Genomic DNA, 23883 nt, shown 5'->3' on the forward strand with positions numbered 1-23883 from the left:
AGTCTACGTTCGGCCCCGGACACCGGCATGCGTCGCGCTCCCCCAGCGAGCGCGCCGCGGAACCCGGTTCACGCGTCCTCGCGGAGGTCCAGCCGCACGAGCACGCGGGGGAACCCGTCGAGCACCGAGCCCGTGTCCGCGACCTTGCGGAATCCCGCGCTCTCGAAGAGACGCCGCGTGCCCACGTACGCCATCGTCAGGTTCACCTTCGCCCCGGCGTTGTCGACCGGGTACCCCTCGACGGCGGGGGCGCCGCGCTCTCTGGCGTAGGCGACGGCTCCCTCGATGAGCGCATGCGACACGCCCTGCTTGCGGTGCCCCGGCCGGACTCGGAAGCACCACAGCGACCACACGTCGAGGTCGTCGAGGTGCGGGATGAGGCGGTTGCGCGCGAAACTCGTGTCGCGTCGAGGGTGCAGCGCCGCCCAGCCGACCGGCTCGTCGTCGAGGTAGGCGAGCACACCGGGAGGGGGATCCTGGTGGCAGAGCTCGCGCACCCGGTCGGCACGCGCGGGACCGCGCAGGGAGACGTTCTCCTTGTTGCCGATCCGGTAGCTCAGACAGAAGCAGACGTTCGACGTCGGCTTCTTCGGTCCCACCACCGCCGCGACGTCGTCGAAGACCGTCGCCGGACGCACCACGATGCTCATGCGGTCAGTGTGGCGGAGACCACCGACACCGCGGAAGCGACGTTCCGCGGGACCTATTCTCCGCGGAGCACGTCCAGTGCGTGCTGGAAGTCGTCCGGATAGGGCGAGGTGAACTGCACCCAGTCCCCCGTCGTCGGATGCGCGAAGGCGAGCTGATGCGCGTGCAGCCACTGCCGGGTGAGACCGAGCCGGGCGGACAGCGTCGGGTCGGCACCGTACAGCGGATCGCCGACACACGGGTGGCGGTGCGCGGCCATGTGCACGCGGATCTGGTGGGTGCGGCCCGTCTCCAGGTGGATCTCGAGCAGGGAGGCACCGGGGAACGCCTCGAGGGTCTCGTAGTGCGTCACGGAGGGCTTGCCGTCCGGGACGACCGCGAACTTCCAGGAGTGGTTCGGGTGCCGACCGATCGGGGCGTCGATCGTACCCACGAGCGGGTCCGGATGCCCCTGCACCACCGCGTGATAGATCTTCTCGACCGTGCGCTCCTTGAACGCTCTCTTCAGCGCGGTGTAGGCGGCCTCGCTCTTGGCGACGACCATGAGCCCGCTCGTCCCCACGTCCAGCCGGTGCACGACGCCTTGACGCTCCGGCGCGCCGCTCGTGGCGACGCGGAACCCGGCGGCGGCGAGAGCACCGACGACCGTGGGGCCCTCCCACCCGAGCGAGGGATGGGCGGCGACGCCGGTCGGCTTGTCGACGACGACGATGTCGTCGTCGTCGTACACGATGCCGAGCTCGGGCACCGCGATCGGGACGATCTTCGGCCCCTCCTTCGGCTCCCACTCGACGTCGAGCCAGGCACCGCCACGCAGGCGGTCCGACTTGTCGAGGGTGACGCCGTCCAGGCGGACGCCGCCCGATCCGGCCACCTCGGCCGCGAAGGTCCGCGAGAACCCGAGGAGCTTGGCGAGGGCGGCGTCGACGCGCGTGCCATCGAGCCCGTCCGGGACGGGCAGCGACCGGGACTCCACGCTCAGCGCCCCTCGGACGCGGCGGCCGCCTCGGCGTCCTCGTCGGTCTCGACCGGGGCGTGGTCCTTCTCCCGCGTGCCGTCGAAGCGCAGTCCGAACACGACAAGCAAGGCGACCGAGATCATCCCGGTGACGATGAAGATGTCGGCGACGTTGAAGATGGCCGGCATCATCCACGGCATGGAGATCATGTCGACCACGTGGCCGACGGGAAAACCGGGCTCGCGGAACAGTCGGTCCGACAGATTGCCCAGCACGCCGCCGAGCAGGCAGCCGAGGACGACCGCCCAGAGGCGCGAACGCAGCCCGAACGCCTTCCAGACGATGACACCCGCCACCACGGCGAGAGCGATCGTGAAGATCCAGGTCACGCCGGAGCCGAGGGAGAACGCCGCGCCGGGATTGCGCACGTAGTAGAGCTGCAGGAACTCTCCGAGAACCGGGACCGCCTCGTGCAGCGGCAGGTTCTCGATCGTGAGGTACTTCACAAACTGATCGGCGGCCAGCACGACCGCTGCGAGAATCGCAACGATCGCACCGGCCGCCGACCGACGAAGGGGACGACGTCCTGACAAGAGGGCGCCTTACAGGCCGATCGCGGAGACCGGGGTGGAGTCCGTGGACGCCGACTTCTCGTCGAGCTCGCGGAGCTGGCCCTCGATGTAGCCGCGGAGCTGCGAGCGGTAGTCGCGCTCGAAGTTGCGCAGCTCGGTGATGCGGGCCTCCAGCGTGTTGCGCTCGCGCTCGAGACGTGCGGTCTCCTCGCGCTGCTTCGCCTCGGCCTCCGTGCGGATGCGGGCGACCTCGGCCTCGGCCTCGGAGATGAGCTGGTTGCGCTTCGCCTCACCCTCGGCGACGTGCTCGTCGTGCAGACGCTGCGCGAGCTCGATGATGCCGGCGGTGGCGGTCGCGGAGCCGGTCGGTGCGGCGTCGGCAGCGGGTGCCTCGACCGCGGGGGCCGGAGCGGGAGTGGCGGCAGCCGGCTCGGCAGCGGCGGGAGCAGGGGTGGAACCCGACTCGTACGCGGCGAGCTTCGCCTTCAGCTCGGCGTTCTCCTCGAGGGCCTTGCGCCACTCGATGACGATCTCGTCGAGGAAGTCGTCGACCTCGTCCGGGTCGAAGCCGTCCTTGAAGCGGACGTGCTGGAACTGCTTGGTGACGACGTCATCCGGGGTAAGTGCCATGGGTGGCTCCTCTTTCGATGAGTTCGATTGCCAGTACCGATGTATGGCGTGTTCGTGATGTGGCGCGAACCCGGGGCGCGCACCTGGGTGCCAGCATAGCCCCCGAGCCTTGGCGTCGCGATGCCACGACACCCAGGCTCGGACAACTCGCGGCGGTTCCCCGGTGCGACACGCGGGGTGGTCAGCGGATGAACAACCGGACGATGTTCATCAGGATCAGCACGACCAGCAGGGTCAGCGCGAAGCCGAAATCCAGCGACAGCTGGCCGATGCGCAGCGGAGGGATGATCCGCCGGAAGAACCGGATGGGCGGATCTGTGACGGTGTAGACCGCTTCAGCGGCCACGAGGCCGAAACCCTTCGGACGCCACTCCCGATTGAACATCGGGATGTAGTCGAGGATAAGCCGCGCGAAGAGCACGAGGATGTACACCAGCAGCATCAGATGGACGATGCTGGCGAGGACCGAGACCAGCTGCACGGTCTAGGAGTGGTCGAAGCCCGCAGACTCGGCGTCTGCGTGCGCGATGCCCCCGTGACCCGACACCGCGATGTTCTCCGGCGACAGCAGGAAGACCTTCGAGGTCACCCGCTCGATGCGACCGTAGAGGCCGAGGGAGAGACCGCTCGCGAAGTCGATGAGGCGGCGCGCATCGGCGTCGCTCATCTGGGAGAGGTTGATGATGACCGGGACGCCCTCGCGGAAGCTCTCCGCGATCAGCTGGGCGTCGCGGTACTGCTTCGGGTGGACGGTGAGGATCTCGTTCACGGCTCCTGCTGCGGGCTGGCGGACGGCGACGGGACGACGGAGCGGCGTGACGGGAGCCGGAGCCGGCTCTTCGCGGTCACGCTCACGCTCGCGCTGGGCACGGGCGGGCGCCGGCGTCTCCTCCTCGTAGACCTCTTCCTCATCGGCGAGGCCGAGATACACCATGGTCTTCTTCAGCGGGTTACCCATCGTGTCCTCCGGTTCGAACGTTTCGGGCTGGTCTTGTCACAGGTTAGCCCCGGGCGGGGCGCGGGCCCGTGATTGCGGAACCGATCCGCAGGTGTGTCGCGCCGGCGGCGATCGCCTCGGCGAAATCGCCGGTCATCCCGGCGGAGATCCAGGTCGCCTCGTGGGCGACCGATCGCACGTCGTCGGCGATCCGCCGCAGGCGGTCGAAGGCGGCCGTGGGCTCCTCATCGAGAGGAGCCACCGCCATGACGCCGCGGAGGCGCAGTGAAGGCAGGGTGAGCACGTGCTCGGCCAACGCCACCGCGGAGGCCGGGGCGACGCCTCCGCGCCCTTCGTCCTCCGTCAGATTCACCTGCACGAGCACGTCGAGCACGTCGTCGTCCACGGCGGCTCGGTGCAGGGCGTCGGCGAAGCGGTCACGGTCGACGGAGTGGACCACGTCGGCACTCCGCCTGATCGCGGAGGCCTTGTTCGTCTGGCCCTGCCCGATGAAGTGCCACTCGAGGTCGAGACCGGCGAGCTCGGTCTCCTTGGCGGTGAGCTCCTGCTGTCGGTTCTCCCCCACCGTCTGCACTCCGAGGGCGTGCAGATCGCGCACCAGGGAGGCGGGGTGGAACTTCGTGACGACGATCCGGGTGATCTCCGCCGGCGAACGGCCGGCGGCACGCGCGGCGTCGGCGATCCTCTCGTCGATCGCCGACAGCCGCGCGGCCAGGTCCGATGGCACCGAAGCGCCGACCGGCATCGTCACTTCAGGAATTCGGGGATGTCGATGTCGTCGTCGGCGAAGGCCGGCTCGATGCTCGTCGCGGGGGTGCGAGGCGCCGACGGCGCCGCGGTGGGCTCCGGCGCGCTCTTCTCCGTCGCGGGCTCGGTGGTCTCCGACAGCGCCACCTCGGGAAGCGACGCGGTCGAAGGACGCGATACGACCATCGGGTCCAGCCGCAGCGAGGGCTCGCCGCCATCGAAGCCGGCGGCGATGACCGTCACTCGGACCTCGTCGCCCAGCGTGTCGTCGATGACGGTACCGAAGATGATGTTGGCCTCCGGGTGCGCAGCCTCCTTGACGAGGTCAGCCGCATCGTGGATCTCGAAGATGCCGAGGTTCGAGCCACCCTGAATCGACAGCAGCACACCGTGCGCACCCTCGATCGAGGCCTCGAGCAGCGGCGACTCGACGGCGAGCTCGGCGGCCTTGATCGCGCGGTCGGCGCCGCGCGCCGACCCGATGCCCATCAGCGCGGACCCTGCTCCCTGCATGACCGACTTCACGTCGGCGAAGTCGAGGTTGATGAGACCAGGGGTCGTGATGAGGTCCGTGATGCCCTGCACACCGGCGAGGAGCACCTGGTCGGCGGTCGCGAACGCCTCGATCATCGAGATGCCGCGGTCGCTGATCTCGAGCAGACGGTCGTTCGGGACGACGATGAGGGTGTCGACCTCTTCCTTCAGCTTCGCGACGCCTGCCTCGGCCTGGCTCTGGCGGCGGCGACCTTCGAAGGAGAACGGCTTCGTGACGACACCGATGGTCAGGGCACCGATCGACTTCGCGATACGGGCGACCACCGGGGCACCGCCGGTTCCCGTGCCGCCGCCCTCACCCGCGGTGACGAAGACCATGTCGGCGCCGGTCAGCGCCTGCTCGATCTCCTCCGCGTGGTCCTCGGCCGCGCGGCGGCCCACCTCCGGGTCCGCTCCGGCGCCGAGCCCGCGGGTGAGCTCACGGCCCACGTCGAGCTTGACGTCGGCGTCGCTCATGAGCAGCGCCTGGGCGTCGGTGTTGACGGCGATGAACTCGACTCCGCGGAGACCGAGCTCGATCATGCGGTTGACGGCGTTGACGCCGCCACCGCCGACGCCGACGACCTTGATCACGGCGAGGTAGTTCTGGTTCTGGCTCATGGCCGGCCTCCGATTAGTAGAGCCTGGAAGGGGCGAACCTTAAACCTCAACTAGAGGTGTAAAGTATTTCCCGGTATTGCGTTCTCTCAGATCGAAGGTAAGCGCCGCCTGCCCCTGCGCGCGCAGCGACATGGGCGTGTCGCGCCATTCCCGTCGAAACAGATCAGCCGACCACCGCGACGTCGGGTGAGGTGACGTCGATCGACGAGGCGTCGGGGTTCTTCACGAGCGCGGCGGAGAGCGCGAGCGCCTTCAACCCGGAGTCCTCCTGGCTCCCCCACACGACCGTGAGGCCCGAGTCGAGGGTCAAGGTCACGTCGTCCGCCGTCGAGGCGCGGACGCCGGTCAGCGCACTGCGGATGTCGGCAGGGAGAGCGCGGACCACGAGTCCCGCGCTGCGGAACGCCGGCGAGTCCATTCCCCCCTCGACCTCCACCAGCGGCTGCCCTGCCGGGCGTTCCGCCGTCGTCGAGAGGGCGACACCTGCGGCATCCACGAGAGTGAAGCCGGCACCCGACTCGACGACCCCGATCGGCGTGCGCTCCACGATGCGCACGGTCAGATCGTGCGGCGGTCGAGCCTCCAGGGCATAGGTCTCGATGAGCGGGAACGTCAGCAGCGCCGCCTTGACCTCGCTCGTGTCGACCAGGGCGAGGGGCGTCCCGAGCTGATCCGCCAGGGCCCCCTCGATCACCGCGGGATCGATCGTCGTGGTGCCGGTGACCGTGATGCGCTGCACGGCGAAGAGCGGGCTGTAAGCGGCAGCGACACTCCCCCCGATCAGCAGCACGACGGCCCCCACAGCGCTCAGCCAGACGATGCGGCGCCGCCGCGATCGGTGGGTGAACCGACGGATCTCCGCCCTGAGCGCCTTGCGGCGGGCGCGTGCCGCGCGCCAGACGTCCATCGAGGAACGAGGGCCCGCTTCCTCCTCCGTCTCCGCGTCGTCGGGCTCGACGGGCGCGGCGACGGCACCCTCGTCCGGAGCCGCCTGAGGCGCGGGACGCCGGCGGAGGATCCGCTCGGAGGCGACGTCCGTCTCCCCCGGAGTGTCCGGAGCGCTCGGGAGCGGGGGCGGCCGGCGCATGGGCTACGCCCCGTGGGTCCGGCGCAGCGACTCCAGCACCTGCGGGATGATCTGGTAGACGTTGCCGCAGCCGAGAGTCACGACGAAGTCGCCGTCCTTCGCGACAGACGCCGTGTAGTCGGCCGCTTCCTGCCAGTCGGCGACGAAGTGCACTCGGGACGGGTCGTCGAACGCCCCGCTCACCAGCTCGCCGGTCACGCCGGGCACCGGGTCCTCCCTGGCACCGTAGACGTCCAGCATCACGGTGTGGTCGGCGAGCTCCTCCAGGACGTCTGCGAACTCCTGGTACATGTGCTGCGTCCGCGAATACGTGTGCGGCTGCTGGATGGCGATCAGCCGGCCGGACCCGGCGATGCTGCGCATGGCCTCGAGCGCCGCACGCACCTCGGTCGGGTGGTGCGAGTAGTCGTCGTAGACGGTGACCCCGCGCTCCTCGCCGTGGCGCTCGAGACGACGGATCGTCCCCGCGAAGCCCTCGACGGCACGTACGGCGTCGCGGAGCGGGTGGCCGAGCGCGAGGAGGACGGCGACGGCGCCGGTCGCGTTGATCGCGTTGTGCACGCCGGGGACCGCGAGCTGCATGCGCTCGGTCTCGCCGCCGTGCGAGACGGCGGCGGCGACGGGGCCCGAGGTGACGATCTCGCTGACGCGGACGTCGGCGTCCTCGGCCTGCCCGAACGTGAGGATGCGCGGGTGCGACAACCCGGCCAGCACGCGGAGCGCGCCGGGGTCGTCGCTGGAGATGACGACCGCCTCGGATGCCGCGTCCGCGAAGCGCACGAAGGCGTCGTGGAAGGCCTCATCGGAGCCGTAGTGATCGAGATGATCGGGGTCGACGTTCGTGATGAGCGCGACCGCGGTGTCGTAGAGGAGGAAGGTCCCGTCCGACTCGTCGGCCTCGATGACGAACAGGTCGCCGTTCCCGGTCGCGCTGGAGGTGCCGAGCTGCTCGATCACGCCGCCGTTGACGAAGTGCGGATCGGCGCCGAGCGCGCGCAGAGCCGTGACGATCATGCCCGTCGAGGTGGTCTTGCCGTGGGCGCCGGCCACCGAGACGAGGCGTCGGGTGCCGATCAGCCAGTGCAGGGCCTGAGAGCGGTGGATGACGTGGAGGCCGCGCTCCTTGGCGGTGACGAACTCGGGGTTCTCCGGCCAGATGGCACCGGTGTGCACGACCGTGTCGGCGTCGCCGAGGTGGGCGGCGTCATGACCGACGTGGACGGTCGCCCCCGCGGCGGCCAGCGCCCGTAGGTTGTCGCTGTCGGCGCGGTCGCTGCCGGAGACACGGATGCCCGCGTCGAGGAACATCTTCGCGAGTCCGCTCATCCCGGATCCACCGATGCCGATGAAGTGCGCGGAGGTGATCGTGTCGGGGATGGGGAGGGAGAGGTCGGGTCTGATCATGTCCGCTTCAGTCTACTTTTCGTTCTCGTCCGGACGGCGGCGTCACGCCGCACCGAGGGCACGGTCGATCATCGCGACGACGTTCTCGGTGCCGGTGCGGGTGCCCGCGGTCTCCGCCGCCTCCGCCATCCGCCGGATGCGGTCACGGTCGCCGAGCAGCGGCACCACGATACGTCGGACCGCATCGCCGTCGAAGGTCGCGTCATCGAGGAGCTGAGCGGCACCGGCGGCCACGGCGGATCCTGCGTTCAACCGCTGCTCTCCGTTGCCCACCGAGTACGGCACGTACAGCGCGGGAATCCCGAGCGCGCTGATCTCGCTCACGGTGGCCGACCCCGAACGCGACACGATGAGATCGGCCAGCGCGAACGCGAGGTCCATGCGGTCGATGTACCGGCGGAGGGCGTACCCGGGCACTCCAGGATCCGGCAGGTCGCTGCGCTCCCCGGTGACATGCAGCAGCTGCCAACCGGCGGCGAGGATGTCGCGCCAGGAGTCCGCCAGGGCGTCGTTCAACCGCTGCGCTCCGAGCGAGCCGCCGAAGACGAGAAGGACAGGACGATCGGCGTCGAGCCCGAAGTACTCGGCGGCCTCGGCGCGTCGAGCCGCCCGGTCGAGCGTGATGACCTCGCGCCGCAGCGGCATGCCGACCACCTCGCTCCCGCGGAGCGGCGTCCCGGCGAACGCGACTCCCACACCCGCGGCCGCACGGGCACCGAGCACGTTCGCCAGCCCGGGCTTCGCATTGGCCTCGTGGACGACGAAGGGCACGCGCTCGCGACGCGCGGCGACGTAGGCGGGTGCGGAGGCGTAGCCGCCGAAGCCCACCACGATGTCGATCCCGTGCTGCCGGATGTGCGCACGCACCTGGGCGATCGCCCGGCGGAACCGCGCGGGGAACGCGGCGGCCTGCGCGTTCGGGCGCCGCGGGAACGGCACCTTGTCGACGATGAGCAGCTCGTAACCACGCTCGGGGACGAGACGGGACTCCAGGCCCTCCGCCGTGCCGAGCACGAGGATCGTCGCCGACGGGTCACGCTCACGCAGCGCATCGGCGACCGCGAGCAACGGATTGACATGGCCGGCGGTGCCACCGCCGGCGAGGAGGTACGAAGTCACCTCGCGACCCTACCCCGCTCGGCTGACTGCTTCTCGGCGACCGGGATGGTCCGCGCGAAGGCCAGCAGGACGCCGCAGGCGACGAGCACGGCGAAGAGTGCCGTTCCCCCCTGGGACATGAACGGCAGGGGCACACCCATCACCGGGAACACGCCGATGACGACGCCGACGTTCAGGACGGCCTGACCGACGATCCAGACCGTGATCCCACCCGCGGCGACGCGGATGAAGGGATCCGACGTCTTACGGATCACATGGAACGCACCGACCGTGAAGAACGTGAACAGGGCGAGGACGACGATGCAGCCGATCAGCCCGAGCTCCTCGCCGACGATCGCGAAGATGAAGTCGTTGCCCGCGGCGGGGAGCCAGCCGTACTTCTCCTGGGAGTTGCCGAGGCCGAGTCCGAAGATCCCGCCGGAGGCCATGCCCCAGATGCCATGGATCGACTGGTAGCAGTCGGTGTAGTACAGCGCCATGTCATCGCACGTCGCGGTGATGCGACGCATGCGGTCCTCGCTGGAGAGCGCGTAGGCGAGCACCGCGACCACGCCCAGGATCATCGGGATGATGAAGAGGCGCAGCTTCACGCCCGAGAAGAAGAGACAGCCGAGCAGGATGAGGACCATCACCATCGCGGTCCCGAGGTCCTTGCCGGCGAGGACGGTGCCGATGGCCAGCGCCCCGACCGGGATCACGGGGATGAAGACGTGATGCCAGGTCCCGAGCATGGTCTGCTTGCGCAGCAGGACCGCGGCGATCCACAGGGCGAGGGCCAGCTTGAGGAACTCGGACGGCTGCATCTGGAAACCCGCCACCTGGATCCAGTTCCGGTTTCCGCCGTCGGCGATGCCGAGCGGTGTGAACACGAGGAGCTGGAGGGCGATGGCTCCGAACAGCGCCGGCCAGGCCATTCGCTTGAGGAACGCCACAGGGAAGCGGCTGATGAGGAACATCATCGGGATACCGAGCAGGGCGAACACACCTTGCCGGAGAGCGCCGTCCAACGGGTTCTGCGCCTTGGCCACCGCCGTCGCGCTCGTCGCGGACAGCACCATCACGAGACCGAAGATCGTCAGGAGCAGGGCGGTCGACGCGATCAGCAGGAACTCGGTCGACACCGGGGTGAACCGGCGTCCGAGCGAGACCCGCGCGGCGAGGCCACCCGACTCAGACCGCGGAGGGCGAGCCACCTGCGTCATCGGCGCTCCCCCGATCGATCCACTCCCGCACCGCTTCGGCGAAGCGGTGGCCGCGATCCGCATAGCTGGAGAACTGGTCGAAGGACGCGGCGGCGGGAGCGAGGAGCACAGTGCCCTCCCCGTCGACGATCCCCGCCGCGATCTCCACGACGCGGTTCATGACCTGTCCAGTGTCGCCAGCTTCGACCTCGAAGACCGGCACCGTCGGCGCGTGTCGCTCGAATGCCGCGACGACGGCTGTGCGGTCCGCTCCGATGACGACCGCCGCGCGCGCGGTGGAGCCCGCGTCCGCGACGAGATCGGCGATGTCGACGCCCTTGAGATCACCGCCGACGACCCACACCGCACCGGGGTACGCGCGCAGTGACGACGCGGCCGCGTGCGGGTTCGTCGCCTTGGAGTCGTCGACCCAGGTGATGCCGGCGTGGCGCGCGACCACCTCGATGCGGTGCGCGTCCAGGCGGAAGGTCTGCAGCGCCCCGTGGATGGCCTCGGGCTCGACCCCGAGAGAACGGGCGAGGGCACTGGCGGCCAGGATGTTCTGAACGATGTGCGGTGCCGACAGCCCTGCGGCCTCCAGGTCGGCGACCGTGGTCAGTTCCAGGGCGCTGCGGGCTCGATCGTCGAGGAACGCCCGGTCGACGAGCAGCCCCTCCACGACGCCGAGATCGCTCGGGCCGGGGATGCCGAGATCGAAGCCGATGGCGCGGGCGCCCTCGACGACGTCGGCCTCCTCGACCATCCGGCGCGTCGCCTCGTCGGCCTTGTTGTAGACGCAGGCGACCCGCGTGTTGCGGTACACCAGCGCCTTCGCGTCCCGGTAAGCCTGAGCGCTGCCATGCCAGACGAGATGATCGTCGGCGAGGTTCAGGCAGACTGCGGCGTGCGGGAACAGCTCCCCCTCCGAACGCGACAGTCCGAGGTACCAGAGCTGGTGGCTGGAGAGCTCGACGACGAGCACGTCGAAGCCGGCGGGGTCGCGGACCGCGTCGAGCACGGGGACGCCGATGTTGCCGCACGGCGCGGCGCGCAGGCCACCGGCGACGAGCAGCGTCGCCGTGAGCTGGGTCGTCGTCGTCTTGCCGTTGGTCCCGGTGATGAGCACCCAGTCCGCCGGCGTGCCGTCCGCGCGGAGGACCTTGTCGCGCACCCGCCAGGCGAGCTCGACGTCACCCCAGAGCGCAATGCCCTCGTCCTGAACCCAACGGATGACCGGGTGCGCCGGGGCGAAGCCAGGGGACGCGATGACGACCTCGGGCCCGAACGCCCTCAGCGCCTCGGGCACGGCGTCCAGCGGACCGAGCTCCAACCGGGCACCGATGACGGGGAGCAGGCGGGCGTACTCCTCCTCCGCGGACTCGCTGAGCACGAGGACGTCGGCACCGAGCTCGGCGAGGGTGTCGGCCACGGAGAAGCCGGTCATGGAGAGGCCGAGGACGGCGACGCGCAGGCCGCTCCAGTCTGCGTGCCAGCTCGTCAGCCCGGCCAGACGCTCAGCCGACACGGGTCAGCCATTCGACGTAGAAGAGCCCGACGGCCGACACCGCGAGAAGACCCGCGATGATCCACATGCGCACCACGATGGTGACCTCCGACCAGCCCCGCATCTCGAGGTGGTGGTGGAACGGGCTCATCAGGAACAGCCGCTTGCCGCGGGTGATCTTGAAGTAGGCGCGCTGCAGGATCACGGATCCGGAGGCGAGCACGAAGACGCCGGCGATGATGAGGAGCAGCAGTTCGGTGCGGGTCATGACCGCCATCGCGGTGATGACGCCACCGATGGCCATCGAGCCCACGTCTCCCATGAACACCTTCGCCTTGGGCGCGTTCCACCACAGGAACCCGATGAGGCTGGCGGCGAAAGAGGCCGAGATGATGGCGAGGTTGAACGGGTCGCGCACCTCGTAACAGCCGCCGAGCGAGCCCGGATCACCGCCGATGCAGGGCTGCTTGAACTGCCAGAACGCGATGAGGCTGTAGGCGCCGACGACGATCACGCCCGCGCCGGCGGCGAGGCCGTCGAGGCCGTCGGTGAGGTTGACGCTGTTGGAGGTCGCGACCCCGATGATCGAGATCCAGGCGAGGTAGAGGATCCAGCCCAGGATGACGCCGAACGCGAAGAGGTTCAGCCAGGTGATGTCCCGGAAGAGGGAGATCGACGCACTGGCCGGCGTCTGCCCCCACTTGTTCGGGAAGTTCAGTGCCACGATGCCGAAGGGGATCACGACGATGAGCTGACCGATCACCTTCCGCCACCCCGACAGCCCGAGGCTGCGCTGGCTGCGCACCTTCATGTAGTCGTCGATGAATCCGACCACACCGAAGCCGACCATGAGCCAGATCACCAGGATGGCGGACAGCGCCGGCGTCTCGCCGCTGACGAGGACCCCGGTGAAGTAGCCCACGATCGAGCCGAGGATGAAGATGACACCACCCATGGTCGGGGTGCCGCGCTTCGCCTCGTGGCTCGGGTTGCCCGCAGCCTCCGGGGTACGGATGACCTGCCCCCAGCCCCACTTGCGGAAGAGCCGGAGGAAGACGGGAGTCAGGAAGAGAGTGAAGGCGAGCGAGATGGCCGCCGCCATGATGAGGGACCTCACGAGAACAATTCTCCCAGACGATCGCCGAGATGCCGGAGGCCCACGGAGTTGGACGACTTCACCAGGACCCGGTCTCCGTCACGCAGCTCGGTACGGAGGTACTCGAACGCAGCGTCCTGGTCCGGCAGATGCACGGCTTCGCTGTCCCATGACCCCTCGCCGACGGCGGCGAGGTAGAGCCGCCGTGCCTCCGGGCCGACGACGACGATGCGTCGGATGTTGAGACGCACGGCGAGGAGGCCGATGCGATCGTGCTCCTCCCCTGCGCTCTCGCCGAGCTCGCTCATCGCGCCGAGGACGGCGACCGTGCGCTCGTCGGGGCCGGTGATCTGGGCGAGGGTCCGCAGGGCGGCCGCCATCGAGTCGGGACTGGCGTTGTACGCGTCGTTGATGATGCGGACGCGGTCGTTGCCCAGCGGCTGCATGCGCCACCGCTCGGCGATCTCGACGGTCTCCAACCGGGAGACGGCATCGGCCGGGGCCACGCCGAGCTCGACGGCGGCGGTGATCGCGGCGAGGGCGTTGCTGACGTGGTGGGCGCCGAGGACGCGCAGGCGCAGTGGCAGCCGCTCCCCTGCGACCTCGATCACGCACTGCGTGCCGGAGGCCGAGACCTCGATCTCCCGCGCGTGCACGACAGCCGCAGCCGACTGGCCGAAGCCGACGACCCGGAGGCCGCGGCTCTCCGCGAGCTCGCGCATCGCCCACACCCGGGCGTCGTCCGCGTTGAGCACGGCGATGCCGGGCACGCGGGCCGCGGCGACGAGCTCGGACTTGGCCTTCGCCGTGGCCTCGATGCCGCCGAAGCCGCCCGCGTGCGCCATGCCGACCATCAGCACGACCACCAGGTCCGGCTCGACGAGACCGGCGAGCCGCGCGATGCTGCCCGGCGCGGCGGCCCCGAACTCGCTCACCAGGAATCGGGTGTCGTGCGTGACGCGGAGCATCGTCACCGGGGCGCCGACCTCGTTGTTGAAGGACTTCACCGGGGCGACGGTCTCGCCCTCGTCCTCGAGGATGCGGGCGAGGAAGTTCTTGGTGGTCGTCTTGCCGTTCGAGCCGGTGATGCCGACGATGCGCAGGTTCCCCCCGGCGCGCACGCGCGCCACGACCTCGCGCGCCAGCTCGCCGAGGGCGACCACGGCATCGGACACGACGATCTGCGAGACATCGACGTCGACGGGGTGCTCGACGATCGCCAGGACCGCACCGGCTTCGGCGGCGGCACCGACGAAGCGGTGCCCGTCGGTCTCGGCGCCGGGCTTGGCGACGAAGATCGACCCGGCCTCCATGGTGCGCGAATCGGTGTCGACGATCCCGTCGACCACCGTCTCCGGCGTGTGCTCTCCGGCCACGCGCAGTTCACCACCGATGGCGGCGGCGATCTCAGCGAGCGTCAGGGCGATCATGTCATCTCCATGCGCGGCTCTCGCCGGCTATCCGAACTTGGGGAGGAGCGCGTCCATCGGGACAGAGGACGGCATCACGCGATAGGTCTTCATCACCTGCGTCATCGCCTTCTGGAAGGCGGAAGCGGTGGCCGCGGACGATACAACCTTAGTCGGCTCGTCGAGGGTGACCACGACGACGTACTGCGGGTCGTCGACGGGCGCGAAGCCCACCATGCTCGTGTAGTACACGCCTGCCTTGTAGCCGCCCTTGCCGTCCGAGACCTGCGCGGTACCGGTCTTGCTGGTCACGCGGTATCCGGGAACCTGGATGCGATCGGCGTTCCCGCCCTGCACGGCGACGTTCTCGAGCATGCGGGTCAGATCGGCGGCGGTCTGCTCCTTCACGATCTGCTCGTGCTTCGGCTTCGGCGTCTCCGTGACCGTCCCGTCGGGCGCCGTGCAGGACTCCACCATCGACAGGTCGATCTTCTCCCCGCCGTTGGCGATGGCCTGGTACGCGCCGGCGAGCTGCGGGGCCGTCACCGTGAAGTACTGGCCGAACGTCGTCGTGTAGAGGGACTGGCTGTCCCAGTCGCTCACCGGGTGCAGGATGCCTCCCACTTCGGAGGGGAAGTCCAGGGTCTTCTGCCCGACCCCGAAGCGCTGCAGGTAGTCGTAGCGGACCTCGGGGGCGACCATCGTGCCGAACTTCGACAGCGCGGTGTTGGAGGAGTCGATCAGTCCGCCCGCGAGCGTGTAGTTGTAGGCCGGGTGGCTGAACGCGTCGTTGACCACGGCGCCGTTCGGGAAGGTCTCGCGCGAGGAGGCCGTCACGGTGCTGAGCGGGGTGAGGCCCGCACCCTCCATCGCCGCCGCCGCGGTGATCGCCTTGAACGTCGAACCGGGCTCGAAGTCGCGGTGGAAGATCTGGCTGTAGCGGGTCTCCGGAGTCGAGGAGTCCAGGTCGTTCGGGTCCATGGCCGGCCATTCGGCCGCGGCGCGGATCTTGCCGGTGCCCACCTCGACGACCGTGACGGTTCCGCCCTTCGCGCCCTGCTTCTGGGCCTCCTCGCCGATCATCTGCTGGAGGTACCACTGCAGGTCGCTGTTGATCGTGAGCTGCACGGTGCCGCCGTCGACGGCATCGGTGACCGACTCGCTCCCCGGGATCACGACGCCGTCCTTGCCCTTGCGATACGTCTTCTCCCCATCGATCGGCGCGAGGCACGATTCCTCGAGCTGCTCGACGCCGGCCTTGGCTTCCCCGGTGTTGTCGAGGAAGCCCAGCACGTTCCCGGCGACCGCGCCGTTGGGATAGACCCGGGTCTCGCGCGGCGTCAGGGCGAGGTACGACCCCAGGCCGAGGTCGCGGAGCGCGATGAACTGCTCGGTGTTGAGCCCCGTCTTCAGGGGTGCGTACTGGCTGTTCGGGTTCTCGGCGAGGGCATCGGAGACGCGTTTGCGGATCTCGTCTCCCGGTACCCCCGTGATCGCGGCGATCTTCTCGGAGGCCTCGGCCCAGGGCAGCGCAGGATCCTTCTCCTCCGTGAGCCTGATGACCTGAGGACTGAGCTGCGCGTCGTAGACCATCACGCTCGACGCGAGGACCGTGCCCTCGGCGTCGACGATGGATCCCCGCTGTCCGGGGATCGTCGAGCCGTCGCCGATGTGCTCGAGGGATTGGTTGACGTGCTCGTCGGCGCTCACCACCTGGATGTCGATGAGGCGGACGACGAACGCCACCAGGATCGAAAGGATGACCGCCAGTGCGACGACGGTGCGTCGCCGCGGTCCGCGCGTGGCTCGTGTCGTCATGGGATCTCTCCGTCGATCGGGGATGGTCAGTGCGTCGTGGGGCTGGGCAGGCCGTCGGTGATGGCGGGCGGCAGGTCCTGCGCGGGCGGTGTACCGCCGGTCGCGTCGTCCCCGGCGTTCTCCGCCGGCGGGGTCTCCTCCGTGACGAGGACGTTGCCGACGGCCGCCTTCCCGTTGGGATCGATCGTGGAGACCCCTTCCGCCCCGGCGCCCGTCCCGAAGACGGCGCCGTCGCTGAGACGGAGGTAGGACGGGGCGCCCGCCACGACCATGCCGAGGTCGGCGGCGCTGCTCGCGAGCACCTGCGGGGAACTCAGCCCCGTCAGCTCCTCCTGCAGCGCGTCGGTCCGGAGGTCGAGTTCGCGCTGCTGGGACGTGAGCCCGGCGAGGGTGAACGAGTCCTGTGTGATGGCCAGCGAGAGCCCGACCTGCCCCGCACCGATGGCCAGGGCGCCGCCCAGCGCGACGAGCGCGTAGGCGAGCTTCGGCTTGCGGCGCCGTGCGGGCGCCGTCACCGGTCGCAGGCGCCGCTCGGGCGTCGTCTCCGGAGCGACCGGCTGCAGCGGCAGGGTCGGCTTGCGGACTGCGTTCATGCTCATGCGCTCTCCCGCACCTTCTCGGCGGCGCGCAGGCGCACCGGTATCGCACGCGGGTTGCGTGCGCGCTCTTCGTCATCGGCGAGTTCCGCACCCTTGGTGAGGATGCGGAATCGGGGGGCGTGCTCCGGCAGCTCGACCGGCAGCCCGGCGGGCGCCGTCGAGGAGGAGGCGGCCGCGAAGGCCTGCTTGACCAGCCGGTCCTCGAGGGACTGGTACGACATCACGACGATGCGGCCTCCGACCGCGAGTGCGTCCATCGCGGCGGGGATCGCGTCCGCGAGGACGTTCAGCTCGGCGTTGACCTCGATCCGGAGGGCCTGGAACACGCGCTTCGCCGGGTGCCCGGATCGCTGCGCGGCCGCGGGGGTGGCGGCCACGAGGATGTCGACGAGTTCGCCCGATCGCGTGATCGGCTGCTTCTGACGGGCGTCGATGATGAAGCGCGCATACCGTCCGGAGAGCTTCTCCTCTCCGTACCGCTCGAAGATGCGCCGCAGGTTGCCCTCGCTGTAGGTGGCGATGACCTCGGCGGCGGTGATGCCCTTCGTCTGGTCCATCCGCATGTCGAGCGGAGCGTCCTTCGAGTAGGCGAAGCCGCGTTCGGCCTCATCGAGCTGGAGCGACGAGACGCCCAGGTCGAACAGGATTCCGGCCGCCCCTTGCGCGTGCAGGCCGATCTCGTCGTAGACGGTGTGGACGAGGGTCACGCGATCGCGGAACCGAGCGAGCCGCTCCCCCGCGATCTTCAACGCGTCGGTGTCACGGTCGAGACCGATCAGACGGATGCCGGGGAACCGCTCGAGCAGCGCCTCCGAGTGCCCGCCCATCCCGAGCGTGGCATCGACGAGCACGGCGCCGTCGTCCTGGAGGGCAGGTGCGAGGAGCTCGACGCAGCGGTCGAGCAGGACGGGGGTGTGGATGTCGCGGAGGTTCATGATCTCTCTCGGGTCCGACCTTCGGCTCTGATCCCCCTCCGCATCTCGACCCGGCACCGGGGAAGTGTGTCGGGGCGGGAGCGGCGGGGCATCACAGCCGTGGTCAGAACAGTCCCGGAATCACCTCCTGCTCCAGCTCGGCGTAGGACTCCTCGCCGGCGGCGAGGTACGCGTTCCAGCTCTCCGCGTCCCAGATCTCGGCGTGGGCGCCGACTCCGGTCACGATGAGCTCCTTCTGAAGACCCGCGTACTGACGCAGGTGGGCGGGGATGGTGATGCGGTTCTGGCTGTCGGGCATCTCCGCACTGGCACCGGAGAGGAACATGCGCATGAAGTCACGCGCCTGCTTGTTGGCGAGCGGGGCCTGACGGATCCGCTCGTGCATCGCCTCGAACTCGGCCGTGCTGAAGACGTAGAGGCAGCGCTCCTGGCCCCGGGTGACGACGATGCCGCCGCCCAGGTCCTCGCGAAACTTCGCGGGAAGGATGACCCGTCCCTTGTCGTCCAGCTTCGGTGAGTGCGTGCCCAGCAGCATCGGCCATCACCCCCTCTCCGTCCGGCCAACTCGAGGTGCGCCCCACTTTACTCCACTTTCCTCCACATTCCTACGACGAATCCAGGGTATCGTCCCTGTGCTTCCGCGGACCTCGCCCTACTTCCGCGACATTCCGCGGGGGAGCGAGGTGGAGCTCCAGTGGAGGGCCGGTGGAGGGCCGGTGGGGACCGGATGCCCAACAGGCACGAAAAAGCCCGGATGCTCAGCATCCGGGCTTCGTGGTGGAGAGGAAGGGAGGAGGTCAGTGGCCGTCCTGGCGCCGATCCCATCGATCGTTCATGCGGTCCATGAAGGAGGAGGAGTCCTGCCGCTTCGGAGCGGTGCGGGTCCGGGGCTCTGCCGGTCCGGACCGTCGGACAGGGGTGACGGCCAGCATGACGCCGCCGAGCATGGCCGCGAAACCGATGACCCCGACGACGATGCCCCAGATATCTCCGAGGATGACACCGACGACCAGTCCGCCGACGCCGGCCAGCAGGAGCAGAGCACCGTAGACGAGATTGCGATAGCTGAGCGTGCGATCGCCCGACGGCGCGCTCACGACGTCGGCGTCATTGTGCAGGAGATGGCGTTCCATCTCGTCGAGCAGACGTTGCTCCTGTTCGGAGAGTGGCATCTCGTCCCCCTCGGGTATGGTGCCCTCCAGTCTACGCGCGAGCGGCGCCCGGGGCTAGCGGTTCGGGCGTCTCATCCTTTACGTATGCTGGGAGTCGTGCCGTCCCCCTCCCCCTCCGTCGCCGACGCCGTGGCCGCGCGACTGGACCTGTTCCTCGACCGCATGCGAGCGGAGTCGGCGGGGTACGGCGACGACGCCGCCGCCTTCCTCGATGCGGCGTCCGACACCCTCTCCGGAGGGAAGAGGCTGCGCGCCCGCTTCTGCCACGCAGGGTGGCGCGCCGTCTCCCGGTTCCGTGACCGTCTCGCCGTCGAGGACGACGCCCTGTGGGACCTCTGCGCGGCGCTGGAGATCTTCCAGTCCGCCGCTCTCGTGCACGACGACCTGATCGACAACTCCGACACCCGCCGGGGCCGTCCCGCGGCGCACCGGGCGCTCGAGGCCTCCCACCGCTCCGCCGGATGGTGGGGCGACGCCGCTGCCTTCGGGCGCGCCGGTTCCGTGCTGCTCGGCGATCTCCTCGTGGCGTGGAGCGACGACCTCCTGGAGTCGGCGCTCGACGGTCACGGCGCGGCGCGGACCGTGCGCGCCGAGTACGCGCGCATGCGTCGCGATGTCACGACCGGACAGTTCCTCGACATCGCCGAGGAGTCGGCGTGGAGCGTCAGCGATGACCGCGAGCATGCGGAGCGCGCGCTGCGCGTGGCCTCGCTGAAGTCGGCGCGCTACAGCATCGAGCAGCCGCTCATCCTGGGAGCGAGCCTCGCCGGCGCCGACGTCGGGCAGACCGAGGCGCTGCGCCGCTTCGGTCACCCTCTCGGCCTCGCCTTCCAGTTGCGTGACGACGTGCTCGGTGTGTTCGGCGATGCCGCCGTCACCGGCAAGCCCGCGGGCGACGACCTCCGAGAGGGCAAGCGGACCGTCCTCATCGCGCTCACCAGGGAGAAGCTGGACACACCCGCCCGGCGGGTGCTCGACGAGATGCTCGGCGACCCCGACCTGACGGCGTCGCAGGTCTCGTTCCTGCAGGAGACGATCGCCGGGACCGGAGCCCTCGAACGGGTCGAGACGATGATCGCCGACTACGCCGGAGAGGCCGATCGCGCGCTCTCCGGAGCCCGGCTCGAGGACGCCGCGGTCGGCGAGCTCCGCGATCTCGGCCGAGCGGCGACCGTGCGCTCCTCCTGAACGGGTCGCTCAGGCGAGGGTGCGCGCGAGCCGACGGACCTCGCTCTTGTGCCCGGCGAGCAGAGAGGCGATCGGGGAACGCCCGAGGGTCTCGTCCTCGGCGAGCAGCCAGTCGATCAGTTCGTCATCGGAGAAGCCGGCATCCTGCAGGACGATGATCGTCCCGCGCAGGGAGCTCAGCGGCTCGCCGTCCACGATGAACACCGCAGGAACGGCGAAGACGCCGCTGCGCCGCGAGCCGACGAGGTAGTGCTCGTCGATCAGACGACGCACGCGGCCGAGGGGCTCGCCGAGCACCTCGACGAGGTCGGGCATGGTCAGCCACTCGAGGGCGGCGTCAGGGGTTGCAGCGACGTTCTCAGACACGTTGCCACTATCTCACCTCGGCCCCCGACGCGCATATCCATCACTTCCGTCACATTCGTCACACCTGTCACTTCTGTTGACATCTCTATACATCCGTGTCAGCGTGAAGTGCTCGAAAAGGGGGCTGACGTGATCCTTCAGACAGCCGTGGCCGGCGCCCTCGCCGCCACTCTGACGGCGACACCCGCCGCCGCGCCCGCACCGCCGGTCGCGCCGCACGAACGGCATCGGATCGCTCCGGTGCGCGTCGCACCGACGCAGAACATCCCGCCCTCGCACGTCGTGCAGCCGGGGGACACGGTCGCCGGCATCGCCGGTCGTCACGGACTGCGCACCGCTGACGTCCTCGGCTGGAACGGCCTCTCCTGGCGCTCGGTCATCTATCCGGGGCAGAACCTGCATCTGCGCGCCCCGGCCTCGGCACCCGCGCCGGCGCCCACGTCGGTGCCTGCGGCGACGAAGACCCACACGGTCGTGGCGGGCGACACCGTCTTCGGCATCGCCCGGAAGTACGCCACCTCGGTCGGCGCGATCCTCGCCGCCAACGGCCTTCCCGACGGCGCCATCATCTACCCGGGACAGAAGATCGTCGTATCCGGAGGCGCGGCTTCCGCTTCCCCTCCGACACCCGCGGCCACACCCGCGGCGGCACCCGCGACGCCCCCGCAGAGCGGCGGCACCGCCCACACCGTCGCCGCGGGCGAGACGCTGTTCTCGATCGCTCAGCGGTACGGGACCACCACGCAGTCCCTCTTCGCCTGGAACGGCCTCGGCCCGTCGTCGATCATCTACCCGGGTCAGCGCCTCGCCGTGCAGGCGCCTGCCCCGAAGCCCGCCGCTGCGCCGACCGGACAGCGCAGTGCGACCCTGACGGCCGAGCAGGCTGCCAACGCCGCGCTCATCATCCGCGTGGGCCGCGAACTCGGAGTCTCCGACCGCGGGATCGCCATCGCCCTCGCCACCGGCATGGTGGAGTCGGATCTCCGCAACCTGGACTGGGGGGATCGCGACTCGCTCGGTATCTTCCAGCAGCGCCCGAGCACCGGCTGGGGCACCCCGGCGCAGATCATGGACGCGGAGCGGAGCACGCGGGTCTTCTACGGCGGCACGGGCGACCCGAACGGGCACACCACCCGCGGACTGCTCGACATCGCGGGCTGGGAGTCGCTGCCCTTCACCGACGCGGCGCAGGCCGTGCAGATCTCCGCCTACCCCGATCGCTACGGGCAGTGGGAGGCCCAGGCGTACGCATGGCTCGCCCAGCACGGGTGAGGCCGCCGGAAATCCGGATGACCCGAGGGGTGAGGCGTTCCCGGGGCTTTCAGCCATTCGTCCATAGACTTCTGTCGTGACGACCAATCATCAGGCCGACCCCCTCATCGGGCGGCTTGTCGACGGTCGGTACCGCGTGCGTGCGCGGATCGCCCGCGGCGGCATGGCCACGGTCTACGTAGCCACCGACCTCCGCCTGGAGCGCCGCATCGCCTTGAAGGTCATGCACGCGCACCTCAGTGACGACTCCGCGTTCCAGAGCCGGTTCATCCAGGAGGCCCGCGCCGCGGCCCGCCTCGCCGACCCGCACGTCGTCAACGTCTTCGATCAGGGCCAGGACGGCGAACTCGCCTACCTCGTCATGGAGTACCTGCCCGGGATCACTCTGCGTGAGCTCCTCCGAGAGCAGAAGCGCCTCACGGTCGCTCAGACGATCACGATCATGGATGCCGTTCTCGCCGGGCTGTCCGCCGCGCATCGGGCGGGCATCGTCCACCGCGACGTCAAGCCGGAGAACGTCCTGCTCGCGGAGGACGGCCGTATCAAGATCGGCGACTTCGGACTCGCGAGAGCCACCACCGCGAACACCGCCACCGGGCAGCAGCTCCTCGGGACGATCGCGTACCTCGCGCCGGAGCTCGTCACCCGCGGTACCGCCGACGCCCGCAGCGACATCTACGCGCTCGGCATCATGCTCTACGAGATGCTCGTCGGCGAGCAGCCCTACAAGGGCGAGCAGCCGATGCAGATCGCGTTCCAGCACGCCACCGAGTCGGTCCCCCGACCCAGCGTCCGCAATCCGTCGGTGCCCGAGCAGCTCGACGAGCTCGTGCTGTGGGCCACCGAGAAGTCCCCGGACGAGCGTCCGGACGACGCTCAGCAGATGCTGGAGCGCCTGCGGGAGATCGAGCGCGAGATCGGTGTCGCCCCCGCCGTGACCCGGACCACCGGCGCCTCCCGGGATCAGGCCGACTCCGGCGACCTCACCAAGGTCATGCCGGGCACCATGCTCCTGCCGGAACCGGCGACGGCCACCTCCCCCGGGATCGACAATGCCACCATCCTCCGGCGGCGGGCCGCCAAGCGCCGTGCCCGTGGCACGTTCCTCCTCTCCCTCGTCCTCCTGCTCGCCGTCCTCGCCGGCGGCGTGGGCTGGTGGTTCGGCTCCGGTCCCGGCTCGCTGATCGCGGTGCCCGCCGTGGCGGGCCAGACGTACGACGAGGCGGCGGCAGACCTCACGGAAGCCGGCTTCGAACCCGCCCAACGCGACGAGTTCTCCGTCGACGTCGAGAAGGGCATCGTCATCGAGACGGACCCCGGCGAGGGCACCAGGATCGACAAGGGCACCACCGTCGCCGTCGTCGTGTCCGCCGGCCCCGCCTCCCACGACCTCGCCCCTGTGGCCGGACAGCCTGCCGAGGACGTCCGGGCCGCGTTGCAGGCGGCGAACCTCGAGATCACCGACGACGAGGAGTACTTCACCGACGCCGCGGCCGGATCGGTCATCAACGTCCGCATCACTCCCCGTGACGGCGGCGATGCCTTCGGCTGCGATGAGGGCTGCACCGTCCACGAGAAGGACACCGCCACGATCCAGGTGTCGCGCGGGCCGGTGCCCGACGTCACGGACATGACCGTCAAGCAGGCGACCGAGACGCTCACCGGCAAAGGCCTCAAGGTGGCGGAGGAGAACATCTACCGCCCGAGCGATTCCATCGGCAAGGACCGGGTCATCGGGTACGCGGACCGCACCGACGAAGGATCCTGGCGTCCTGGCGAGACGATCCAGCTGATCGTCTCGCAGGGCCCACCGCTGTTCGATGTGCCGGATGTCTCCGGGATGACGCGCGACGAGGCCACCGGCGCCTTGCGAGACGCCGGATTCACCTGGAGCTACACGAGCAGCACGGGTCTGCCGGACTCCGTGTGGGACCTCCTCGCGAACGAGAACACGCGCGTGGAGTCGTACAGCCCATCCGAACCGCAGCGGAAGGGCGCGAGCATCACGCTCACCATGAGCTTCGCCGGCTGACGCCGACACGACGAAGGGGCCGGAACATCGTTC

24 protein-coding genes are annotated in these 23883 nt (G+C 69.7%); 3 read left to right on the forward strand and 21 right to left on the reverse strand.

All coding sequences use genetic code 11. The annotated features are described in order from the left end of the window. Positions 1 to 68: 68 nt before the first annotated feature. The 20 genes from AC3B5L_RS10825 to AC3B5L_RS10920 form a co-directional block, all read right to left on the reverse strand. On the reverse strand, positions 69 to 650 hold the full coding sequence (locus tag AC3B5L_RS10825; RefSeq protein WP_268777359.1) for a GNAT family N-acetyltransferase: 582 nt from the start codon (positions 648 to 650) through the stop codon (positions 69 to 71). Between the two features lie 53 nt (positions 651 to 703). After that, on the reverse strand, positions 704 to 1624 hold the full coding sequence (locus AC3B5L_RS10830) for an RluA family pseudouridine synthase (protein WP_187661787.1): 921 nt from the start codon (positions 1622 to 1624) through the stop codon (positions 704 to 706). Positions 1625 to 1626: 2 nt separating this feature from the next. Then, positions 1627 to 2199 (reverse strand): signal peptidase II, encoded by a 573-nt coding sequence (gene lspA / locus AC3B5L_RS10835; RefSeq protein WP_283398736.1) that lies wholly within the window; start codon positions 2197 to 2199, stop codon positions 1627 to 1629. Between the two features lie 9 nt (positions 2200 to 2208). After that, positions 2209 to 2808, reverse strand: a complete 600-nt coding sequence (locus tag AC3B5L_RS10840) for a DivIVA domain-containing protein (RefSeq protein WP_187661788.1) — start codon at positions 2806 to 2808, stop codon at positions 2209 to 2211. A gap of 181 nt (positions 2809 to 2989) precedes the next feature. After that, complete coding sequence (locus AC3B5L_RS10845) at positions 2990 to 3289, reverse strand: YggT family protein (protein ID WP_187661789.1); 300 nt, start codon at positions 3287 to 3289, stop codon at positions 2990 to 2992. Between the two features lie 3 nt (positions 3290 to 3292). Continuing rightward, positions 3293 to 3766 carry a cell division protein SepF gene (locus tag AC3B5L_RS10850; RefSeq protein ID WP_187661790.1) on the reverse strand — a complete coding sequence of 158 codons (474 nt, stop codon included), beginning with the start codon at positions 3764 to 3766 and terminating at the stop codon, positions 3293 to 3295. 43 nt (positions 3767 to 3809) lie between these two features. Then, positions 3810 to 4511: a YggS family pyridoxal phosphate-dependent enzyme gene (locus AC3B5L_RS10855; protein WP_268777398.1), complete on the reverse strand. Its 702-nt coding sequence runs from the start codon at positions 4509 to 4511 to the stop codon at positions 3810 to 3812. 2 nt (positions 4512 to 4513) lie between these two features. Continuing rightward, the gene (gene ftsZ, locus AC3B5L_RS10860) at positions 4514 to 5668 is read right to left on the reverse strand and encodes a cell division protein FtsZ (RefSeq protein ID WP_187661791.1); all 1155 of its coding nucleotides are present in this window, start codon (positions 5666 to 5668) and stop codon (positions 4514 to 4516) included. 163 nt (positions 5669 to 5831) lie between these two features. Next, positions 5832 to 6755 carry a cell division protein FtsQ/DivIB gene (locus tag AC3B5L_RS10865; RefSeq protein WP_187661792.1) on the reverse strand — a complete coding sequence of 308 codons (924 nt, stop codon included), beginning with the start codon at positions 6753 to 6755 and terminating at the stop codon, positions 5832 to 5834. A gap of 3 nt (positions 6756 to 6758) precedes the next feature. Continuing rightward, entirely contained in the window at positions 6759 to 8159 is a 1401-nt protein-coding gene (gene murC, locus AC3B5L_RS10870) for a UDP-N-acetylmuramate--L-alanine ligase (protein WP_187661793.1), read from the reverse strand. Between the two features lie 42 nt (positions 8160 to 8201). Next, positions 8202 to 9278 carry a UDP-N-acetylglucosamine--N-acetylmuramyl-(pentapeptide) pyrophosphoryl-undecaprenol N-acetylglucosamine transferase gene (locus tag AC3B5L_RS10875; protein WP_187661794.1) on the reverse strand — a complete coding sequence of 359 codons (1077 nt, stop codon included), beginning with the start codon at positions 9276 to 9278 and terminating at the stop codon, positions 8202 to 8204. Then, positions 9275 to 10480 carry a putative lipid II flippase FtsW gene (gene ftsW / locus AC3B5L_RS10880; RefSeq protein WP_187661795.1) on the reverse strand — a complete coding sequence of 402 codons (1206 nt, stop codon included), beginning with the start codon at positions 10478 to 10480 and terminating at the stop codon, positions 9275 to 9277. The genes AC3B5L_RS10875 and ftsW overlap by 4 nt, the downstream gene beginning before the upstream one ends. Next, a complete protein-coding gene (gene murD, locus AC3B5L_RS10885) occupies positions 10449 to 11984 on the reverse strand; it encodes a UDP-N-acetylmuramoyl-L-alanine--D-glutamate ligase (RefSeq protein ID WP_187661796.1) in 1536 nt (511 codons plus the stop codon). Before murD ends, ftsW begins: the two co-directional genes overlap by 32 nt. Next, a complete protein-coding gene (mraY, locus tag AC3B5L_RS10890) occupies positions 11974 to 13080 on the reverse strand; it encodes a phospho-N-acetylmuramoyl-pentapeptide-transferase (RefSeq protein ID WP_025105090.1) in 1107 nt (368 codons plus the stop codon). The genes murD and mraY overlap by 11 nt, the downstream gene beginning before the upstream one ends. Continuing rightward, complete coding sequence (locus AC3B5L_RS10895; protein ID WP_187661797.1) at positions 13077 to 14489, reverse strand: UDP-N-acetylmuramoyl-tripeptide--D-alanyl-D-alanine ligase; 1413 nt, start codon at positions 14487 to 14489, stop codon at positions 13077 to 13079. The genes mraY and AC3B5L_RS10895 overlap by 4 nt, the downstream gene beginning before the upstream one ends. 27 nt (positions 14490 to 14516) lie before the next feature. After that, on the reverse strand, positions 14517 to 16286 hold the full coding sequence (locus AC3B5L_RS10900; RefSeq protein WP_259955145.1) for a peptidoglycan D,D-transpeptidase FtsI family protein: 1770 nt from the start codon (positions 16284 to 16286) through the stop codon (positions 14517 to 14519). 26 nt (positions 16287 to 16312) lie between these two features. Further along, positions 16313 to 16885, reverse strand: a complete 573-nt coding sequence (gene ftsL / locus AC3B5L_RS10905) for a cell division protein FtsL (protein ID WP_187661799.1) — start codon at positions 16883 to 16885, stop codon at positions 16313 to 16315. Beyond that, positions 16882 to 17820 carry a 16S rRNA (cytosine(1402)-N(4))-methyltransferase RsmH gene (rsmH, locus tag AC3B5L_RS10910; protein WP_259955141.1) on the reverse strand — a complete coding sequence of 313 codons (939 nt, stop codon included), beginning with the start codon at positions 17818 to 17820 and terminating at the stop codon, positions 16882 to 16884. The genes ftsL and rsmH overlap by 4 nt, the downstream gene beginning before the upstream one ends. Before the next feature lie 103 nt (positions 17821 to 17923). After that, positions 17924 to 18355, reverse strand: coding sequence for a division/cell wall cluster transcriptional repressor MraZ (gene mraZ / locus AC3B5L_RS10915; RefSeq protein WP_025105095.1), 432 nt, complete (start codon positions 18353 to 18355; stop codon positions 17924 to 17926). Positions 18356 to 18617: 262 nt separating this feature from the next. After that, on the reverse strand, positions 18618 to 18992 hold the full coding sequence (locus tag AC3B5L_RS10920) for an SCO2097 family morphological protein (RefSeq protein WP_187661800.1): 375 nt from the start codon (positions 18990 to 18992) through the stop codon (positions 18618 to 18620). A 162-nt stretch (positions 18993 to 19154) separates the two neighbouring features. Here AC3B5L_RS10920 and AC3B5L_RS10925 point away from each other — a divergent pair, with 162 nt between their 5' ends. After that, complete coding sequence (locus AC3B5L_RS10925) at positions 19155 to 20180, forward strand: polyprenyl synthetase family protein (RefSeq protein ID WP_259955158.1); 1026 nt, start codon at positions 19155 to 19157, stop codon at positions 20178 to 20180. Positions 20181 to 20189: 9 nt separating this feature from the next. Here AC3B5L_RS10925 and AC3B5L_RS10930 read toward each other — a convergent pair whose 3' ends face one another. After that, positions 20190 to 20546 carry an Rv2175c family DNA-binding protein gene (locus AC3B5L_RS10930; protein ID WP_327036728.1) on the reverse strand — a complete coding sequence of 119 codons (357 nt, stop codon included), beginning with the start codon at positions 20544 to 20546 and terminating at the stop codon, positions 20190 to 20192. A 129-nt stretch (positions 20547 to 20675) separates the two neighbouring features. Here AC3B5L_RS10930 and AC3B5L_RS10935 point away from each other — a divergent pair, with 129 nt between their 5' ends. Both AC3B5L_RS10935 and pknB read left to right on the forward strand, forming a co-directional pair. Further along, on the forward strand, positions 20676 to 21818 hold the full coding sequence (locus AC3B5L_RS10935) for a LysM peptidoglycan-binding domain-containing protein (RefSeq protein ID WP_259955140.1): 1143 nt from the start codon (positions 20676 to 20678) through the stop codon (positions 21816 to 21818). Positions 21819 to 21894: 76 nt separating this feature from the next. Next, complete coding sequence (gene pknB / locus AC3B5L_RS10940) at positions 21895 to 23850, forward strand: Stk1 family PASTA domain-containing Ser/Thr kinase (protein ID WP_490095741.1); 1956 nt, start codon at positions 21895 to 21897, stop codon at positions 23848 to 23850. Positions 23851 to 23883: the final 33 nt, after the last annotated feature.

Source organism: Microbacterium sp. C-MGS6 (genome assembly GCF_058140415.1).

Coding starts and splice junctions, on each gene's coding strand:
- AC3B5L_RS10825 (WP_268777359.1), bottom strand. CDS start 650: ATGAGCATCGTGGTGCGTCCGGCGACGGTCTTCGACGACGTCGCGGCG.
- AC3B5L_RS10840 (WP_187661788.1), bottom strand. CDS start 2,808: ATGGCACTTACCCCGGATGACGTCGTCACCAAGCAGTTCCAGCACGTC.
- AC3B5L_RS10850 (WP_187661790.1), bottom strand. CDS start 3,766: ATGGGTAACCCGCTGAAGAAGACCATGGTGTATCTCGGCCTCGCCGAT.
- AC3B5L_RS10855 (WP_268777398.1), bottom strand. CDS start 4,511: ATGCCGGTCGGCGCTTCGGTGCCATCGGACCTGGCCGCGCGGCTGTCG.
- ftsZ (WP_187661791.1), bottom strand. CDS start 5,668: ATGAGCCAGAACCAGAACTACCTCGCCGTGATCAAGGTCGTCGGCGTC.
- AC3B5L_RS10865 (WP_187661792.1), bottom strand. CDS start 6,755: ATGCGCCGGCCGCCCCCGCTCCCGAGCGCTCCGGACACTCCGGGGGAG.
- murC (WP_187661793.1), bottom strand. CDS start 8,159: ATGATCAGACCCGACCTCTCCCTCCCCATCCCCGACACGATCACCTCC.
- ftsW (WP_187661795.1), bottom strand. CDS start 10,480: ATGACGCAGGTGGCTCGCCCTCCGCGGTCTGAGTCGGGTGGCCTCGCC.
- AC3B5L_RS10895 (WP_187661797.1), bottom strand. CDS start 14,489: ATGATCGCCCTGACGCTCGCTGAGATCGCCGCCGCCATCGGTGGTGAA.
- AC3B5L_RS10900 (WP_259955145.1), bottom strand. CDS start 16,286: ATGACGACACGAGCCACGCGCGGACCGCGGCGACGCACCGTCGTCGCA.
- ftsL (WP_187661799.1), bottom strand. CDS start 16,885: ATGAGCATGAACGCAGTCCGCAAGCCGACCCTGCCGCTGCAGCCGGTC.
- rsmH (WP_259955141.1), bottom strand. CDS start 17,820: ATGAACCTCCGCGACATCCACACCCCCGTCCTGCTCGACCGCTGCGTC.
- mraZ (WP_025105095.1), bottom strand. CDS start 18,355: ATGCTGCTGGGCACGCACTCACCGAAGCTGGACGACAAGGGACGGGTC.
- AC3B5L_RS10920 (WP_187661800.1), bottom strand. CDS start 18,992: ATGCCACTCTCCGAACAGGAGCAACGTCTGCTCGACGAGATGGAACGC.
- AC3B5L_RS10925 (WP_259955158.1), top strand. CDS start 19,155: ATGCGAGCGGAGTCGGCGGGGTACGGCGACGACGCCGCCGCCTTCCTC.